The 16,073-nt window shown below is 52.1% G+C and carries 16 protein-coding genes; 11 read left to right on the top strand and 5 right to left on the bottom strand.

All coding sequences use genetic code 11. The features are described 5' to 3' along the window. Positions 1-140 precede the first annotated feature (140 nt). The 4 genes from gcvT to ATB02_RS11775 all read left to right on the top strand — a co-directional run bounded on the left by gcvT (position 141) and on the right by ATB02_RS11775 (position 5,616). Entirely contained in the window at positions 141-1,235 is a 1,095-nt protein-coding gene (gcvT, locus tag ATB02_RS11790) for a glycine cleavage system aminomethyltransferase GcvT (RefSeq protein ID WP_000068700.1), read from the top strand. A 22-nt stretch (positions 1,236-1,257) separates the two neighbouring features. Beyond that, positions 1,258-1,647 carry a glycine cleavage system protein GcvH gene (gcvH, locus tag ATB02_RS11785; protein ID WP_002461349.1) on the top strand — a complete coding sequence of 130 codons (390 nt, stop codon included), beginning with the start codon at positions 1,258-1,260 and terminating at the stop codon, positions 1,645-1,647. A 118-nt stretch (positions 1,648-1,765) separates the two neighbouring features. Further along, positions 1,766-4,639 (top strand): aminomethyl-transferring glycine dehydrogenase, encoded by a 2,874-nt coding sequence (gene gcvP / locus ATB02_RS11780; RefSeq protein ID WP_105271619.1) that lies wholly within the window; start codon positions 1,766-1,768, stop codon positions 4,637-4,639. 233 nt (positions 4,640-4,872) lie between these two features. Next, complete coding sequence (locus ATB02_RS11775) at positions 4,873-5,616, top strand: SDR family oxidoreductase (RefSeq protein ID WP_105271618.1); 744 nt, start codon at positions 4,873-4,875, stop codon at positions 5,614-5,616. A gap of 56 nt (positions 5,617-5,672) precedes the next feature. On the opposite strand, the gene bglA is transcribed toward ATB02_RS11775, so the two are convergent. Then, complete coding sequence (gene bglA, locus ATB02_RS11770) at positions 5,673-7,106, bottom strand: 6-phospho-beta-glucosidase BglA (protein WP_157945207.1); 1,434 nt, start codon at positions 7,104-7,106, stop codon at positions 5,673-5,675. Between the two features lie 44 nt (positions 7,107-7,150). On the opposite strand from bglA, the gene yqfB reads away from it, so the two are divergent. Further along, positions 7,151-7,462 carry a N(4)-acetylcytidine aminohydrolase gene (gene yqfB / locus ATB02_RS11765; protein ID WP_065227583.1) on the top strand — a complete coding sequence of 104 codons (312 nt, stop codon included), beginning with the start codon at positions 7,151-7,153 and terminating at the stop codon, positions 7,460-7,462. 163 nt (positions 7,463-7,625) lie between these two features. After that, positions 7,626-8,285, top strand: coding sequence for a PAQR family membrane homeostasis protein TrhA (gene trhA / locus ATB02_RS11760; RefSeq protein WP_000250274.1), 660 nt, complete (start codon positions 7,626-7,628; stop codon positions 8,283-8,285). A gap of 30 nt (positions 8,286-8,315) precedes the next feature. Here the strand turns inward: trhA and ATB02_RS11755 are convergent, their stop codons facing one another. The 3 genes from ATB02_RS11755 to ygfZ are packed head-to-tail and all read right to left on the bottom strand — an operon-like array spanning position 8,316 to position 11,086. Further along, on the bottom strand, positions 8,316-8,783 hold the full coding sequence (locus ATB02_RS11755) for a hypothetical protein (protein WP_105271616.1): 468 nt from the start codon (positions 8,781-8,783) through the stop codon (positions 8,316-8,318). A 24-nt stretch (positions 8,784-8,807) separates the two neighbouring features. Further along, positions 8,808-10,079 carry a hypothetical protein gene (locus ATB02_RS11750; RefSeq protein ID WP_105271615.1) on the bottom strand — a complete coding sequence of 424 codons (1,272 nt, stop codon included), beginning with the start codon at positions 10,077-10,079 and terminating at the stop codon, positions 8,808-8,810. A 26-nt stretch (positions 10,080-10,105) separates the two neighbouring features. Then, complete coding sequence (gene ygfZ / locus ATB02_RS11745; protein ID WP_105271614.1) at positions 10,106-11,086, bottom strand: tRNA-modifying protein YgfZ; 981 nt, start codon at positions 11,084-11,086, stop codon at positions 10,106-10,108. A 252-nt stretch (positions 11,087-11,338) separates the two neighbouring features. Between ygfZ and sdhE the strand changes: the two genes are divergently transcribed. Together sdhE and ATB02_RS11730 are read left to right on the top strand one after the other, a co-directional pair. Beyond that, complete coding sequence (sdhE, locus tag ATB02_RS11735; RefSeq protein WP_000354046.1) at positions 11,339-11,605, top strand: FAD assembly factor SdhE; 267 nt, start codon at positions 11,339-11,341, stop codon at positions 11,603-11,605. Continuing rightward, the gene (locus tag ATB02_RS11730) at positions 11,586-11,993 is read left to right on the top strand and encodes a protein YgfX (RefSeq protein WP_000244781.1); all 408 of its coding nucleotides are present in this window, start codon (positions 11,586-11,588) and stop codon (positions 11,991-11,993) included. The genes sdhE and ATB02_RS11730 overlap by 20 nt, the downstream gene beginning before the upstream one ends. 39 nt (positions 11,994-12,032) lie before the next feature. Here ATB02_RS11730 and fldB read toward each other — a convergent pair whose 3' ends face one another. Next, the gene (fldB, locus tag ATB02_RS11725; protein WP_001055872.1) at positions 12,033-12,554 is read right to left on the bottom strand and encodes a flavodoxin FldB; all 522 of its coding nucleotides are present in this window, start codon (positions 12,552-12,554) and stop codon (positions 12,033-12,035) included. Positions 12,555-12,665: 111 nt separating this feature from the next. Here fldB and xerD point away from each other — a divergent pair, with 111 nt between their 5' ends. Genes xerD through recJ form a run of 3 tightly spaced genes read left to right on the top strand, consistent with a single transcriptional unit; the run spans position 12,666 to position 16,036 of the window. Further along, the gene (xerD, locus tag ATB02_RS11720; protein WP_000806638.1) at positions 12,666-13,562 is read left to right on the top strand and encodes a site-specific tyrosine recombinase XerD; all 897 of its coding nucleotides are present in this window, start codon (positions 12,666-12,668) and stop codon (positions 13,560-13,562) included. 24 nt (positions 13,563-13,586) lie between these two features. Then, entirely contained in the window at positions 13,587-14,297 is a 711-nt protein-coding gene (gene dsbC, locus ATB02_RS11715) for a bifunctional protein-disulfide isomerase/oxidoreductase DsbC (RefSeq protein WP_046076902.1), read from the top strand. A gap of 5 nt (positions 14,298-14,302) precedes the next feature. Then, on the top strand, positions 14,303-16,036 hold the full coding sequence (recJ, locus tag ATB02_RS11710) for a single-stranded-DNA-specific exonuclease RecJ (RefSeq protein ID WP_105271613.1): 1,734 nt from the start codon (positions 14,303-14,305) through the stop codon (positions 16,034-16,036). Positions 16,037-16,073: the final 37 nt, after the last annotated feature.

The raw sequence follows: 16,073 nt of genomic DNA, 5'->3' as shown, positions 1-16,073 counted from the left end.
GTTAACAGTCTGTTTCGGTGGTAAGTTCAGGCAAAAGAGAACGATTGCGTTGGGGACCGGGAGTGGCTCCGATGCTGGGTTTCGTGGTGATAATTTCGCCATGGAAAAGTTGTCAGCCCCGCTTATTCAATGAGGACAAGATGGCACAACAGACTCCTTTGTACGAACAACACACGCTTTGCGGCGCTCGCATGGTGGATTTCCACGGCTGGATGATGCCGCTGCATTACGGTTCGCAAATCGACGAACATCATGCGGTACGTACCGATGCCGGAATGTTTGATGTGTCACATATGACCATCGTCGATCTTCGCGGCAGTCGCACCCGGGAGTTTCTGCGTTATCTGCTGGCGAACGATGTGGCGAAGCTCACCAAAAGCGGCAAAGCCCTCTACTCGGGGATGTTGAATGCCTCTGGCGGTGTGATAGATGACCTCATCGTTTACTACTTTACTGAAGATTTCTTCCGCCTCGTTGTTAACTCCGCCACCCGCGAAAAAGACCTCTCCTGGATTACCCAACACGCTGAACCTTTCGGCATCGAAATTACCGTTCGTGATGACCTCTCCATGATTGCCGTACAAGGGCCGAATGCGCAGGCAAAAGCTGCCACACTGTTTAATGATGCTCAGCGTCAGGCGGTGGAAGGGATGAAACCCTTCTTTGGCGTGCAGGCGGGCGATCTGTTTATTGCCACCACCGGTTATACCGGTGAAGCGGGCTACGAAATTGCGCTGCCCAATGAAAAAGCGGCGGATTTCTGGCGAGCGCTGGTGGAAGCGGGCGTTAAGCCCTGCGGTCTGGGCGCGCGTGACACGCTGCGTCTGGAAGCGGGTATGAATCTTTATGGTCAGGAGATGGACGAAACCATTTCTCCTTTAGCCGCCAACATGGGCTGGACCATCGCCTGGGAACCGGCTGATCGTGACTTTATCGGTCGTGAAGCTCTGGAAGCGCAGCGTGAACATGGCACAGAAAAACTGGTTGGTCTGGTGATGACCGAAAAAGGCGTGCTGCGTAATGAACTGCCGGTACGTTTTACCGATGCGCAGGGCAATCAGCATGAAGGCATTATCACCAGCGGTACTTTCTCCCCGACGTTGGGTTACAGCATTGCGCTGGCACGCGTGCCGGAAGGTATTGGCGAAACGGCGATTGTGCAAATTCGCAACCGTGAAATGCCGGTAAAAGTGACGAAACCTGTTTTTGTGCGTAACGGCAAAGCCGTCGCGTGATTTACTTTTTGGAGATTGATTGATGAGCAACGTACCAGCAGAACTGAAATACAGCAAAGAACACGAATGGCTGCGTAAAGAAGCCGACGGCACTTACACTGTTGGCATCACTGAGCACGCTCAGGAGCTGTTAGGCGATATGGTGTTTGTTGACCTGCCGGAAGTGGGCGCAACGGTAAGCGCGGGCGATGACTGCGCGGTTGCCGAATCGGTAAAAGCGGCGTCAGACATTTATGCGCCAGTAAGCGGTGAAATCGTGGCGGTAAACGACGCACTGAGCGATTCTCCGGAACTGGTGAACAGCGAACCGTATGCAGGCGGCTGGATCTTCAAAATCAAAGCCAGCGATGAAAGCGAACTGGATTCACTGCTGGATGCGACCGCATACGAAGCATTGTTAGAAGACGAGTAACGGCTTTATTCCTCTTCTGCGGAAGAGGATTAGGGTGAGGAACATTTACGCCTCACCCTCACTCTCTTCGCAAGGAGAGAGGTTCACAATTCACTGCACGTTTCAGGAACCATCGCTCATGACACAGACGTTAAGCCAGCTTGAAAACAGCGGCGCTTTTATTGAACGCCATATCGGACCGGACGCCGCGCAACAGCAAGAAATGCTGAATGCCGTTGGCGCACAATCGTTAAACGCGCTGACCGGCCAGATTGTGCCGAAAGATATTCAGCTTGCGATACCACCGCAGGTTGGCGCACCGGCGACCGAATACGCCGCGCTGGCGGAACTCAAGGCTATTGCCAGTCGCAATAAACGCTTCACGTCTTACATCGGCATGGGTTACACCGCCGTGCAGCTACCGCCGGTTATCCTGCGTAACATGCTGGAAAATCCGGGCTGGTATACCGCGTATACTCCGTATCAACCTGAAGTCTCCCAGGGCCGCCTTGAAGCACTGCTTAACTTCCAGCAGGTAACGCTGGATTTGACCGGGCTGGATATGGCCTCTGCTTCTTTGTTGGATGAAGCCACCGCTGCCGCCGAAGCAATGGCGATGGCAAAACGCGTCAGTAAACTGAAAAATGCCAACCGCTTCTTCGTTGCTTCTGACGTGCATCCGCAAACCTTAGATGTAGTACGTACACGCGCAGAAACCTTTGGTTTTGAAGTGATTGTCGACGATGCGCAAAAAGTTCTCGATCACCAGGACGTCTTCGGCGTGCTGTTACAGCAGGTTGGCACTACCGGTGAAATTCACGACTACACTGCGCTTATCAGCGAACTGAAATCACGCAAAATTGTAGTCAGCGTCGCCGCCGATATTATGGCGCTGGTGCTGTTAACTGCACCGGGTAAACAGGGCGCGGATATTGTCTTTGGTTCGGCGCAACGCTTTGGCGTACCGATGGGCTACGGTGGCCCACATGCGGCATTCTTTGCGGCGAAAGATGAATACAAACGCTCAATGCCGGGCCGTATTATTGGTGTATCGAAAGATGCTGCGGGCAATACCGCGCTGCGCATGGCGATGCAGACTCGCGAGCAACATATTCGCCGTGAGAAAGCGAACTCCAACATTTGTACTTCCCAGGTACTGCTGGCAAACATCGCCAGCCTGTATGCCGTTTATCACGGCCCGGTTGGCCTGAAACGTATCGCTAATCGCATCCACCGTCTGACCGATATCCTGGCGGCGGGCCTGCAACAAAAAGGTCTGAAGCTGCGCCATGCGCACTATTTCGATACTTTGTGTGTGGAAGTGGCCGACAAAGCGGGCGTGCTGGCGCGTGCCGAAGCGGCTGAAATCAACCTACGTAGCGATATTTTGAATGCGGTGGGGATCACCCTTGATGAAACCACCACGCGCGAAAACGTGATGCAGCTTTTCAGCGTACTGCTGGGCGATAATCACGGACTGGACATCGACACGCTGGACAAAGACGTGGCTCACGACAGCCGTTCTATTCAGCCTGCAATGCTGCGCGATGACGAAATTCTCACCCATCCGGTGTTTAATCGCTACCACAGCGAAACCGAAATGATGCGCTATATGCACTCGCTGGAGCGTAAAGATCTGGCGCTGAATCAGGCGATGATCCCGCTGGGTTCCTGCACCATGAAACTGAACGCCGCCGCCGAGATGATCCCAATCACCTGGCCGGAATTTGCCGAACTGCACCCGTTCTGCCCGCCGGAACAGGCCGAAGGTTATCAGCAGATGATCGCCCAACTGGCTGACTGGCTGGTGAAACTGACCGGTTACGACGCCGTCTGTATGCAGCCGAACTCTGGCGCTCAGGGCGAATACGCGGGGCTGCTGGCGATTCGTCATTATCATGAAAGCCGCAACGAAGGGCATCGCGATATCTGCCTGATCCCGGCTTCTGCGCATGGCACTAACCCGGCTTCCGCGCATATGGCAGGAATGCAGGTGGTGGTTGTGGCGTGTGATAAAAACGGCAACATCGATCTGACTGACCTGCGCGCGAAAGCGGAGCAGGCGGGCGATAATCTCTCCTGCATTATGGTGACCTATCCTTCCACCCACGGCGTGTACGAAGAAACGATCCGTGAAGTGTGTGAAATCGTGCATAAGTTCGGCGGTCAGGTTTACCTTGATGGCGCGAACATGAACGCCCAGGTTGGCATCACTTCGCCGGGCTTTATTGGCGCGGACGTTTCGCACCTTAACCTGCATAAAACTTTCTGCATTCCGCACGGCGGTGGTGGTCCGGGTATGGGACCGATCGGCGTGAAAGCGCATTTGGCACCGTTTGTTCCGGGTCATAGCGTGGTGCAAATCGAAGGCATGTTAACCCGTCAGGGCGCGGTTTCTGCGGCACCGTTCGGTAGCGCTTCTATTCTGCCAATTAGCTGGATGTACATCCGCATGATGGGCGCAGAAGGGCTGAAAAAAGCAAGCCAGGTGGCAATCCTCAACGCCAACTATATTGCCAGCCGCCTGCAGGATGCCTTCCCGGTGCTGTATACCGGTCGCGACGGTCGCGTGGCGCATGAATGTATTCTTGATATTCGTCCGTTGAAAGAAGAAACCGGCATCAGCGAGCTGGATATTGCCAAGCGCCTGATCGACTATGGTTTCCACGCGCCGACTATGTCGTTCCCGGTGGCGGGGACGCTGATGGTTGAACCGACTGAATCTGAAAGCAAAGTGGAACTGGATCGTTTTATCGATGCGATGCTGTCTATCCGCGCAGAAATCGACCAGGTGAAAGCCGGTGTCTGGCCGCTGGAAGATAACCCGCTGGTGAACGCGCCGCACATTCAGAGCGAACTGGTCGCCGAGTGGGCGCATCCGTACAGCCGTGAAGTTGCAGTATTCCCGGCAGGCGTGGCAGACAAATACTGGCCGACAGTGAAACGTCTGGATGATGTTTATGGCGACCGTAACCTGTTCTGCTCCTGCGTACCGATTAGCGAATACCAGTAATTTACTGATCCGACTATCTTCTAAAGGCGCTTCGGCGCCTTTGACACTGATGTCAAACTCAACATTGCCTGATACACCTCGTTTATCAGGCCTACATAGTCTGTGCAATGTATTGAATTTGCACGATTTTGTAGGCTGGATAAGGCGTTCACGCCGCATCCGGCATAATAAAAGCACTTTGTCATCAATAATTTGAAAGGCGCTTCGGCGCCTTTATTTTTTTAGGAAAACAAATGACTATAGCACTTGTGACCGGTGGCAGTCGTGGCATCGGGCGGGCAACTGCATTACTGTTGGCGCAAGAAGGATATACGGTGGCGGTTAATTATCAGCAAAACCGCCACGCAGCGCAGGAAGTTGTGAACTTAATAACTGAAGCAGGTGGCAAAGCGTTTGCGCTCCAGGCGGATATCAGCGACGAAAATCAGGTCATCGCAATGTTTACAGCAATCGATCAGCACGATGAACCGCTAGCCGCGCTGGTCAATAACGCCGGGATCTTGTTTACCCAGTGCACCGTAGAAAACCTTACCGCAGAGCGAATCAACCGGGTACTTTCCACCAATGTGACGGGATATTTTCTCTGTTGCCGCGAGGCGGTAAAACGCATGGCGCTTAAAAATGGCGGTAATGGCGGTGCTATCGTCAACGTCTCTTCAGTGGCCTCACGGCTGGGATCTCCGGGGGAATACGTTGATTATGCGGCATCGAAAGGGGCGATTGATACGTTAACCACCGGACTATCGCTGGAAGTTGCCGCGCAGGGGATCCGCGTTAACGGCGTGCGGCCAGGGTTTATTTATACCGAAATGCACGCCAGCGGTGGCGAACCTGGACGCGTTGATCGCGTTAAGTCGAACATCCCCATGCAGCGTGGCGGACAGGCGGAAGAGGTCGCGCAGGCCATCGTCTGGCTGTTAAGTGATAAAGCCTCTTATGTTACGGGAAGTTTTATCGATTTGGCGGGCGGGAAATAAAACAGGACAGTTATCTGACCGGATGCAACGAGTATTGCATCCGGTACTTCATCGACTTAAAGCTTCTCGCCGTTGCTGGCAATCACCTCTTTGTACCAGTTAAAGCTCTTCTTACGTGAACGCGACATATCGCCAGTACCGTCGTCATGTTTATTCACATAGATAAAGCCGTAGCGTTTGCTGTACTGCCCGGTGGTGAACGACACGCAGTCGATGCAACCCCACGGCGTGTAGCCCATCAGATCCACGCCATCGTAAGTCACCGCCTTTTTCATCTCTTCAATATGAGCTCGCAGGTAATCAATGCGGTAGTCGTCGTTGATGCTGCCATTTTCTTCCACTTTGTCGTAAGCGCCAAAACCGTTTTCGACAATAAACAGCGGCTTCTGGTAACGCTCATACAGTTCGCAAAGTGCGTAACGCAGACCCACCGGATCAATCTGCCAGCCCCAGTCCGAAGCCTTAACATAAGGGGTCGGTACGCTGCCTTCAAAACCAGAGATCGCATCGCCGGTGCCGCCTTCGGCTTTCACTGCGTTGGTCATGTAATAGCTGAAACCAAGATAATCGCAGGTGCCTTCACGCAGTACATCGAGATCGCCTTCTTCCATTTTGATGTTAAATCCGCGACGCTCCCACTCGTTCAACACATAGGACGGGTAATAGCCGCGTAGCTGCACATCGGTAAAGACGTAGCGTTCGCGCATCGACTCCTGAGCGAACATCACATCGTCCGGGTTACAGGAGTAAGGATAGAGCGGCACCATCGCCAGCATACAGCCGACTTTCATCTCCGGGTTAATGCGACGCGCGGCTTTCACCGCCAGGGCGCTGGCGACAAACTGGTGATGCAGCACCTGATACATCGTCTCTTCCGGGTTTTCATGTTCGGTATACACCACGCCGGAGCAGCAGTAACCGAACAGCGGTGCACGCCAGTTACGCTGGTTGTTAATTTCGTTGAAGGTCATCCAGTATTTGACTTTATGCTTATAACGTTCAAATACCACTTGTGCGAAACGGACAAAGAAATCAACCACTTTACGGTTGGTCCAGCTACCGTATTGCTGCACCAGATGCAGCGGCATTTCAAAGTGGGAGAGGGTGATCACCGGTTCGATGTTGTATTTCAGCAGTTCATCGAACATATCATCGTAGAACTTCAGCCCTTCTTCGTTTGGCTGAGCTTCATCACCTTTTGGGAAAATGCGCGTCCAGGCGATGGATGTACGAAAACATTTGAAGCCCATTTCGGCAAATAGCTTGATGTCTTCCTTGTAGTGACCATAAAAATCAACGGCTTCATGGTTTGGATAGTATTTTCCTGGCAAGACTTCTTTGGTGATTTCGCGCGGCACGCCGTGTGCGCCACCGGTCAGAACGTCACAAATGCTCGGCCCTTTGCCGCCTTTGTTCCAGCCGCCTTCGACCTGATGAGCGGCAACTGCGCCGCCCCATAAGAAATCTTTCGGTAAGGTGAGTTTTTTCACTATCATAGGCTCCAGATGAGTCAATTCTTACAGGAAATAGTACCATGCAGCCAAACGACATCACTTTTTTTCAACGTTTCCAGGATGACATTCTGGCTGGGCGTAAAACCATCACCATCCGCGACGAGTCTGAATCGCACTTCAAAACGGGTGATGTGCTTCGTGTCGGGCGCTTTGAAGATGACGGTTATTTTTGCACGATTGAAGTCACTGCAACCTCAACCGTAACGCTGGATACACTGACGGAAAAACATGCAGAGCAGGAAAATATGCCCCTGACTGATCTGAAAAAGGTCATTGCCGATATCTATCCCGGCCAGACACAGTTTTATGTGATTGAATTTAAATGCCTTTAAATTGAACTCACGCCTGTTAGTTGAAATTTCGCATTTAATTTCATGATTTTTCGGAGATTAGTCTCAAATCAGAATTTATTTTAGCTAACAGGTGTTCACTGGAACTATTCTCAGTTACGCTGGAGAAGTGTTCACGTGCGTGTACGTTTCTCCGGAGTAAGTTATGGTTCAGAAGCCCCTCATTAAGCAGGGATATTCGCTGGCAGAGGAAATTGCCAACAGCGTCAGTCACGGCATTGGGCTGGTGTTTGGTATCGTTGGGCTGGTGTTGCTACTGGTTCAGGCGGTGGATCTCAATGCCAGCGCCACAGCGATAACCAGTTACAGCCTCTATGGCGGCAGTATGATCCTGCTGTTCCTCGCTTCGACGCTGTATCACGCCATTCCTCATCAACGGGCAAAAATGTGGCTGAAGAAATTTGACCACTGCGCTATTTATCTGTTGATTGCCGGAACCTATACGCCTTTTTTGCTGGTGGGGTTGGATTCTCCGTTAGCGCGCGGGTTGATGATTGTTATCTGGAGCCTGGCGCTGTTGGGGATTCTGTTCAAGCTGACCATCGCGCACCGATTCAAAATTTTATCTCTGGTGACTTATCTGGCGATGGGCTGGCTGTCGCTGGTGGTGATTTATGAAATGGCCGTTAAGCTCGCGGCGGGCAGCGTTACCTTACTGGCAGTAGGCGGCGTGGTTTACTCGCTCGGGGTGATTTTCTACGTCTGCAAACGCATTCCCTACAACCATGCCATCTGGCACGGCTTTGTGCTCGGCGGCAGCGTGTGCCACTTTCTGGCGATCTATTTGTATATTGGGCAGGCGTAATAATTTACCCCAGCCGTGTCAGGCTGGGGATTAAGCATTTTGGCAGTTATCAAGCAAAATCCACATATTTGGCTCATCATAACCTGCAATCGCGCCGAGAATGTTTGCTCCTGGCCCTAAACTGACACCGTGTAAATAGGACGTTTTTATATTGGCACAGAACAAGCGATCGCCAATGCGGCAGATAGTCCCTTGTGGGTAAAAGTACTGAATGGTGGCTTGTATAGCCATTCCGGGAACATACTTCAGTTTCTCTTCGTGCCATTTTTCACGTTCAACTGCGGTGGCTTCTTGCCACACAGACTCGAATTGCTCGCAGGTAATGATTTCGCAATCATTATGTGTATCAACATACTGATCGGCCAGGTAGGGTCCCAAACATGAAACATCAATTTTTCCGCTGGACTCCTCAATAGTTACCTGACGTAATGCCGTTCCTTCTTCATCTACCTCAAACCAAATCTTAAAACCTTCAAAATCGACAAATATGTAGATCATTCTCTTTCTTTCCTGAAAGATTTGTTAATGCGACGTATCTGGCCACTGCCAGCATAAAATCCCTTTGCTACTTATCTGCGCCAGCTCGCGGCGCCATGGATGACTGAATGTCGGCGAAAATCCGGCAATTAAACCTGCCCGTGATCCTTGTTCTATATCCCAGACAGACAGTCCCTCCGCATTGGCTGAAAACAGATGGATGCCATCGGAAAAAAATCGTCCACCGGCTCCCGCAATGGGCGTAATCTCGTCAGAGGAAATATGACAAAGAAAGGCAACCTGGTTTTTTGCAGTTGTCTGATCGGAAAGAAGCACCTGAATTACGTATTGCTCATCATTTATCCAGCCAATGCCAATATCCCAGTCTTCCCGCTGGAGGGGAAAATTTTGCGCCCGGACTTTATCTTCAGTTTCCCAGACGTTACCAGAAAGCCAATTTTCAGGTTCGAAGTGGGCAAGCACGCCAACGGGACTCCATACCCAGCCATCATCAAGCATCCAGGTACCTGATGGTGAGAGATAAAGACCTCCGTGAAAATAATCGAGATAATGCGCTGGCTGTTCTTCACCGCTCTGGTAGGTTGTCGGACCCCGTGCAGTCAGTAAACGGCCCGTTTCAGGATCGGAGGCATCCAGACGGTTCCATGCTGTGCGGTGAATTATCACGGGGCGTTCATTATGAATGATAAAACTTAGCGAGAAAGGAACGGTTTCCGGGTGATAGTCTCCGCCATCCAGCGTCATAGTGATGCGCTTTTCCAGCAGATCGATAACAAGGCCGTAGCGCCCATAATCATGAACTAACGCCGCGAAACGCCCGGATGGATCGCAATGCAGGCGGGGCGTAAGATGCCGATTGCACCATGCCTCGTCCGTTTCTTCGGGTAGCGAGACTGACATCAGCGTTTTTCGGAGCCCGGTGTCCGGGTCGAAAATAGCCAGCTCATGAGAGGCACTGTAGAGCAACCAGTACCTGTCCGGCAGTGCAGTCATGGTTAACACGGGAGTGCCGGAAAGTTCTATAAAGCGAACAGGAGGTAAATGAGATACCGGGCATTCGTGAACAGTGATTTCACCAGAAACACCGTCAAGATATCCCTCCTGATTGATTAACTTAAGCTCATCCTGCCCAATACGCCTGACATTTAATTTTACGCCTTCGTGGGTGACGTCTTTACGGCACGCCTCACACAGAAGAAAGGACTCGGGACCCTTCCTCGTAAAGTACCAATAATAATCGCTTTCGGGATTCGCGAGTAAATGTTCGCATGCGCTAACGTTACTATTATCGTCCATGATCAATTTTCCTTTGGCTGTTAACGCTACTCTTCGAGCGAATACGGCAGCGGCTCGATATGCAATGTATTCATATCGTCGCGTACGCGGAAGATGCTGTCCGGTTCCATATCGTTATTCATGACGACCTGTACCACGACCTGACCATCTTCCAGTTTTACCGCAGCCAGCACCGTACCGGTACGACGCCAGTTCTCGCCCATTTTCAGCTCTAAATCTTCACCCGCTTCCGGCAGTCGGCTGGCGCTACCTGCCAGCAGCCAGAGGGCGCGTTTGTTGGCACCGCGGAATTTAGCTCGTGCCACCATCTCTTGTCCGGTATAGCAGCCTTTTTTAAAGCTGATGCCGCCCAGCGCCTGGAGGTTGGTCGCCTGTGGGATAAACTGCCCGCTGTTGGCGGCATCAATCACCGGAAAACCCGCTTCAATGTTTAATGCCAGCCACTGTTGGCTATTGTTCAGTTCCGCTTCACCGCGCAGTTTATCGGTCAGCGTATTGGCGGTAGCTTCATCGGTTACGATCAGGAAACGTTCTGCCGGGTGTTCAAACCATAGCAAAGTGGTCGCGCCTTCTTTAACTACCTGTTTTTCTTTCGTAGGCAGTTCACTAAAGAGATTTGCCAGCGCGGCGCGCGCCTGAAAACCGGCAACACCAAGCAGCACACGTTCATCGTCTGGCGCGATGGTCACTTTAGAGAACACCGCATATTTTTTCAGTTCAGTCAGTTGCGACTCGCGCACGCTGCGCCGTTCAATCCACGCAAAGCCGTCGCCGTCGCGGAACAGACGTAAATTGCTCCACATTTTGCCTTTGGCGTCGCAATGGGCGGCGAGCAGGTGCTGATCTTCTGTCATCTGGCTGACATCTGCTGTCACTTGACCCTGCATATATTTTTCGCTGTCCGCGCCAGTAATAGTGGCTAGCGCCCAGTCATCAAGCGTCATCAGCGTCAGTGGCAAACGGGCAGAAGCCGTAGGCTGACGGGGAGGAAAAGGTGTAAAAGCCATAATAGAGTCCTGAGTTGCTTAACGGCGTATTAATGACTAATGGTAAAAGAGCTATGAGGCAATGCAAGTGCTTTCACTACGCGATCTGTGCCTTCTGATATGCTTTGCGAGGCGACTTCCAAAAAAATGAATCCCTTGAAATATTGTGGGTTAATTTCGCGATCGCGATTGTGTTTACTGATATTCCCGCAAAAGAAGTCGAAAAACACGTTACAATAGCCTGGTACTGGATTTTCGTGAGACAGGAAGAAGATGGACATTAATAACAAAGCCCGCATTCACTGGGCATGCCGCCGTGGTATGCGCGAACTCGATATTTCAATCATGCCGTTTTTCGAACATGAGTACGACAGCTTAAGTGATGACGAAAAACGCATCTTTATTCGTCTGCTGGAATGTGACGATCCCGATCTGTTCAACTGGCTGATGAATCATGGTAAACCGGCCGATGCAGAACTGGAAATGATGGTCCGACTCATCCAGACACGGAATCGGGAACGTGGTCCTGTGGCAATCTGATTTACGCGTCTCCTGGCGCGCGCAGTGGCTTTCCTTGCTGATTCATGGGCTGGTTGCCGCTGTTATTTTACTCATGCCCTGGCCGTTAAGTTACACTCCGTTATGGATGGTGTTACTTTCGCTGGTGGTGTTTGATTGCGTTCGCAGCCAGCGACGCATTAATGCCCGCCAGGGGGAAATTCGCCTGTTGATGGACGGGCGTTTGCGTTGGCAAGGGCAGGAGTGGAGCATCGTCAAAGCGCCGTGGATGATTAAGAGCGGCATGATGCTGCGTTTACGTTCTGACAGCGGTAAACGGCAACATTTATGGCTGGCAGCCGACAGCATGGACGAAGCCGAATGGCGGGATTTACGGCGGATTTTGTTGCAACAAGAGACGCAAAGATAAAGATGACGGCAAAGCCTGTGCGCTAAGCCGTCAGTGACATCAGGCGTAATGCTCTGCCATTTCGTTGAGGATTTGCTCGCACCAGTTCTGAATACGCTCGTCGCTAAGGTCATACTGATTAGTTTCGTCCAGCGCCAGACCCACGAACAGTTGCCCGTCAGCAATCACCGGTTTCGGGCTGGTAAACTCATATCCTTCCGTTGGCCAGTAGCCGACGAACTTCACGCCTTTGGTCGAGAGTTTGTCATGCAGCATGCCGAGCGCATCGAGGAACCACTCGCCGTACCCCAGTTGATCGCCAAGCCCATACAGCGCAACAATTTTACCTTCGAGATTCAGGTCGTCGAGCTGATCCCAAACAGCTTCCCAGTCTTCCTGGATTTCGCCAAAATCCCAGGTCGGGATACCCAGAATGAGCACATCGTACTGCTCCATTAATTTCGGGGAGTCGTCCTTGAGGTTATGTAAGGTCACCAGTTCTGGGCCGATAATATCGCGGATTTTTTCTGCCGCCATTTCGGTATAACAGGTGCTGGAACCATAAAAAAGACCCATATTCATAACGTAAGCTTCTCGATTCTGCTGTGGCTTTTGCGGCTAGTGTATCAGAATCGCTTTAGTCACGGCACAATAAGGCATAATGGATCAAATGAGTGACCATAAGGGGCGCAAGTGAAACAGGATCTGGCACGCATCGAGCAGTTTCTTGATGCTCTGTGGCTGGAAAAAAATCTGGCTGAAAATACGTTGAACGCATACCGTCGCGATCTGTCAATGATGGTGGAGTGGTTGCATCACCGCGGGTTGACGCTGGCGACGGCGCAAAGTGACGATTTGCAGGCATTACTGGCAGAACGGCTGGAGGGCGGGTATAAAGCCACCAGCTCAGCGCGTTTGCTGAGTGCAGTGCGTCGATTGTTCCAGTATCTTTATCGCGAAAAGTTTCGTGAAGACGATCCCAGTGCGCATCTCGCTTCACCGAAATTGCCCCAGCGTTTGCCAAAAGATTTAAGCGAAGCGCAGGTCGAACGATTATTACAGGCACCATTAATTGATCAGCCACTGGAGCTACGCGATAAAGCCATGCTTGAAGTGTTGTATGCTACCGGGCTTCGTGTCTCTGAACTGGTCGGGCTGACAATGAGTGATATCAGCCTGCGTCAGGGCGTAGTGCGGGTCATTGGTAAAGGCAACAAAGAGCGCCTGGTGCCGTTAGGTGAAGAGGCGGTTTACTGGCTGGAAACTTATCTGGAACACGGGCGACCGTGGTTGCTAAACGGTGTGTCAATTGACGTGTTGTTTCCCAGCCAGCGCGCGCAGCAGATGACGAGACAAACCTTCTGGCACCGCATTAAACATTATGCTGTGCTGGCGGGGATCGACAGCGAAAAGTTGTCACCGCATGTGTTGCGTCACGCCTTTGCCACTCATTTATTAAATCATGGTGCGGATTTACGCGTGGTTCAGATGCTACTGGGCCACAGCGATCTCTCCACCACGCAAATTTATACGCATGTCGCTACCGAGCGTCTGCGGCAACTTCATCAACAGCATCACCCGCGGGCGTGATGTCTGAAAAGAACGGGAAGATTTATGAAGAAAGGTTTTATGTTATTTACGTTGTTGGCGGCGTTTTCAGGCTTTGCTCAGGCGGATGACGCGGCAATTCAACAGACGTTAGCCAAAATGGGCATCAAAAGCAGCGATATTCAGCCTGCACCCGTGGCTGGCATGAAGACAGTTCTGACTAACAGCGGTGTGTTGTACATCACCGATGACGGTAAACATATCATTCAGGGGCCAATGTATGACGTTAGCGGAACGGCTCCGGTCAATGTCACCAATAAGATGCTGTTAAAGCAACTGAACGCGCTTGAAAACGAGATGATCGTTTATAAAGCGCCGCAGGAAAAACACGTCATTACCGTGTTTACTGATATTACCTGTGGTTACTGCCACAAACTGCATGAGCAAATGGCAGACTACAACGCGCTGGGGATCACCGTGCGTTATCTTGCTTTCCCTCGCCAGGGGCTGGAGAGCCAGGCTGAGCAACAAATGAAAGCCATCTGGTGTGCGAAAGATAAAAAGAAAGCATTTGATGATGTGATGGCGGGTAAAGCTGCCACTCCGGCAAGTTGCGATATCGATATTGCCGATCATTACGCACTTGGCGTCCAGCTTGGCGTTAGTGGCACTCCGGCAATTGTGCTGAGCAATGGCACACTTGTTCCGGGTTACCAGCCGCCGAAAGAGATGAAAGAATTCCTCGACGAACACCAAAAAATGACCAGCGGTAAATAATTCGCGTGAAACAACAGATACAACTTCGTCGCCGTGAAGTCGATGAAACGGCAGACTTGCCCGCTGAATTGCCTCCCTTGCTGCGCCGTTTATATGCCAGCCGGGGAGTACGCAGTGCGCAAGAACTGGAACGTAGTGTAAAAGGTATGCTGCCCTGGCAGCAACTGAGCGGCGTCGAAAAGGCCGTTGAGATCCTTTACAACGCTTTTCGCGAAGGAACGCGGATTATGGTGGTCGGTGACTTCGACGCCGACGGTGCCACCAGCACGGCTCTAAGCGTGCTGGCGATGCGTTCGCTTGGTTGCAGCAATATCGACTATCTGGTACCAAACCGTTTCGAAGATGGTTACGGCTTAAGCCCGGAAGTGGTCGATCAGGCCCATGCCCGTGGCGCGCAGTTAATTGTCACGGTGGATAACGGCATTTCCTCCCATGCGGGGGTTGAACATGCTCGATCGTTGGGCATTCCGGTTATTGTTACCGATCACCATTTGCCGGGCGAAACATTACCCGCGGCGGAAGCGATCATTAACCCTAACTTGCGCGACTGCAATTTCCCGTCGAAATCACTGGCAGGCGTGGGTGTGGCGTTTTATTTAATGCTGGCGCTGCGCACCTTTTTGCGTGATCAGGGCTGGTTTGATGGGCGCGGCATCGCAATTCCTAACCTGGCAGAACTGCTGGATCTGGTCGCGTTGGGGACAGTGGCGGACGTCGTGCCGCTGGATGCTAATAATCGCATTCTGACCTGGCAGGGGATGAGTCGCATCCGTGCCGGAAAGTGCCGTCCAGGGATTAAAGCGTTGCTGGAAGTGGCCAACCGCGATGCGCAAAAACTCGCCGCCAGCGATTTAGGTTTTGCGCTGGGGCCACGTCTCAATGCAGCCGGGAGACTGGATGATATGTCCGTTGGTGTGGCGCTGTTGTTGTGCGACAACATCGGCGAAGCGCGAGTACTGGCAAATGAACTCGATGCGCTAAACCAGACGCGAAAAGAGATCGAACAGGGAATGCAGGTTGAAGCCCTGACCCTGTGCGAGAAACTGGAGCGCAGCCGCGACACGCTACCCGGCGGCCTGGCAATGTATCACCCGGAATGGCATCAGGGCGTTGTCGGTATTCTGGCTTCGCGTATTAAAGAGCGTTTTCACCGTCCGGTTATCGCTTTTGCGCCTGCGGGTGACGGTACGCTGAAAGGTTCCGGTCGCTCCATTCAGGGGCTGCATATGCGTGATGCGCTGGAGCGGCTAGACACACTCTACCCCGGCATGATGCTGAAGTTTGGCGGTCATGCGATGGCGGCAGGCCTGTCGCTGGAAGAGGATAAATTCGAACTCTTTCAGCAACGGTTTGGCGAACTGGTTACTGAGTGGCTGGACCCTTCGCTATTGCAAGGCGAAGTGGTGTCAGACGGTCCGCTAAGCCCAGCCGAAATGACCATGGAAGTGGCGCAGCTGCTGCGCGATGCTGGCCCATGGGGGCAGATGTTCCCGGAGCCGCTGTTTGACGGTCATTTCCGTCTGCTGCAACAGCGACTGGTGGGTGAACGTCATTTGAAAGTCATGGTCGAACCGGTCGGCGGCGGTCCGCTGCTGGACGGTATTGCTTTTAATGTCGATACCGCCCTCTGGCCGGATAACGGCGTGCGCGAAGTGCTACTGGCTTACAAGCTGGATATCAACGAGTTTCGTGGCAACCGCAGCCTGCAAATTATCATCGACAATATCTGGCCAATTTAGCGTCATATTATCTATAAAAAAGAGCGTGGATTCGGTA

Source organism: Escherichia sp. MOD1-EC5189, from assembly GCF_002966045.1.
GTDB lineage: Bacteria > Pseudomonadota > Gammaproteobacteria > Enterobacterales > Enterobacteriaceae > Escherichia > Escherichia coli_F.
Note: the sequence above shows the minus strand (reverse complement) of the source record. Positions and strands in the feature narration are given on the sequence as shown.

Excerpts from the sequence above, each read along its gene's own strand:
- trhA (WP_000250274.1), top strand. The coding sequence starts at position 7,626 with ATGGTTCAGAAGCCCCTCATTAAGCAGGGATATTCGCTGGCAGAGGAA.
- ygfZ (WP_105271614.1), bottom strand. The coding sequence starts at position 11,086 with ATGGCTTTTACACCTTTTCCTCCCCGTCAGCCTACGGCTTCTGCCCGT.
- fldB (WP_001055872.1), bottom strand. The coding sequence starts at position 12,554 with ATGAATATGGGTCTTTTTTATGGTTCCAGCACCTGTTATACCGAAATG.
- yqfB (WP_065227583.1), top strand. The coding sequence starts at position 7,151 with ATGCAGCCAAACGACATCACTTTTTTTCAACGTTTCCAGGATGACATT.
- sdhE (WP_000354046.1), top strand. The coding sequence starts at position 11,339 with ATGGACATTAATAACAAAGCCCGCATTCACTGGGCATGCCGCCGTGGT.
- ATB02_RS11755 (WP_105271616.1), bottom strand. The coding sequence starts at position 8,783 with ATGATCTACATATTTGTCGATTTTGAAGGTTTTAAGATTTGGTTTGAG.
- ATB02_RS11750 (WP_105271615.1), bottom strand. The coding sequence starts at position 10,079 with ATGGACGATAATAGTAACGTTAGCGCATGCGAACATTTACTCGCGAAT.
- ATB02_RS11775 (WP_105271618.1), top strand. The coding sequence starts at position 4,873 with ATGACTATAGCACTTGTGACCGGTGGCAGTCGTGGCATCGGGCGGGCA.
- gcvT (WP_000068700.1), top strand. The coding sequence starts at position 141 with ATGGCACAACAGACTCCTTTGTACGAACAACACACGCTTTGCGGCGCT.
- gcvP (WP_105271619.1), top strand. The coding sequence starts at position 1,766 with ATGACACAGACGTTAAGCCAGCTTGAAAACAGCGGCGCTTTTATTGAA.
- gcvH (WP_002461349.1), top strand. The coding sequence starts at position 1,258 with ATGAGCAACGTACCAGCAGAACTGAAATACAGCAAAGAACACGAATGG.
- dsbC (WP_046076902.1), top strand. The coding sequence starts at position 13,587 with ATGAAGAAAGGTTTTATGTTATTTACGTTGTTGGCGGCGTTTTCAGGC.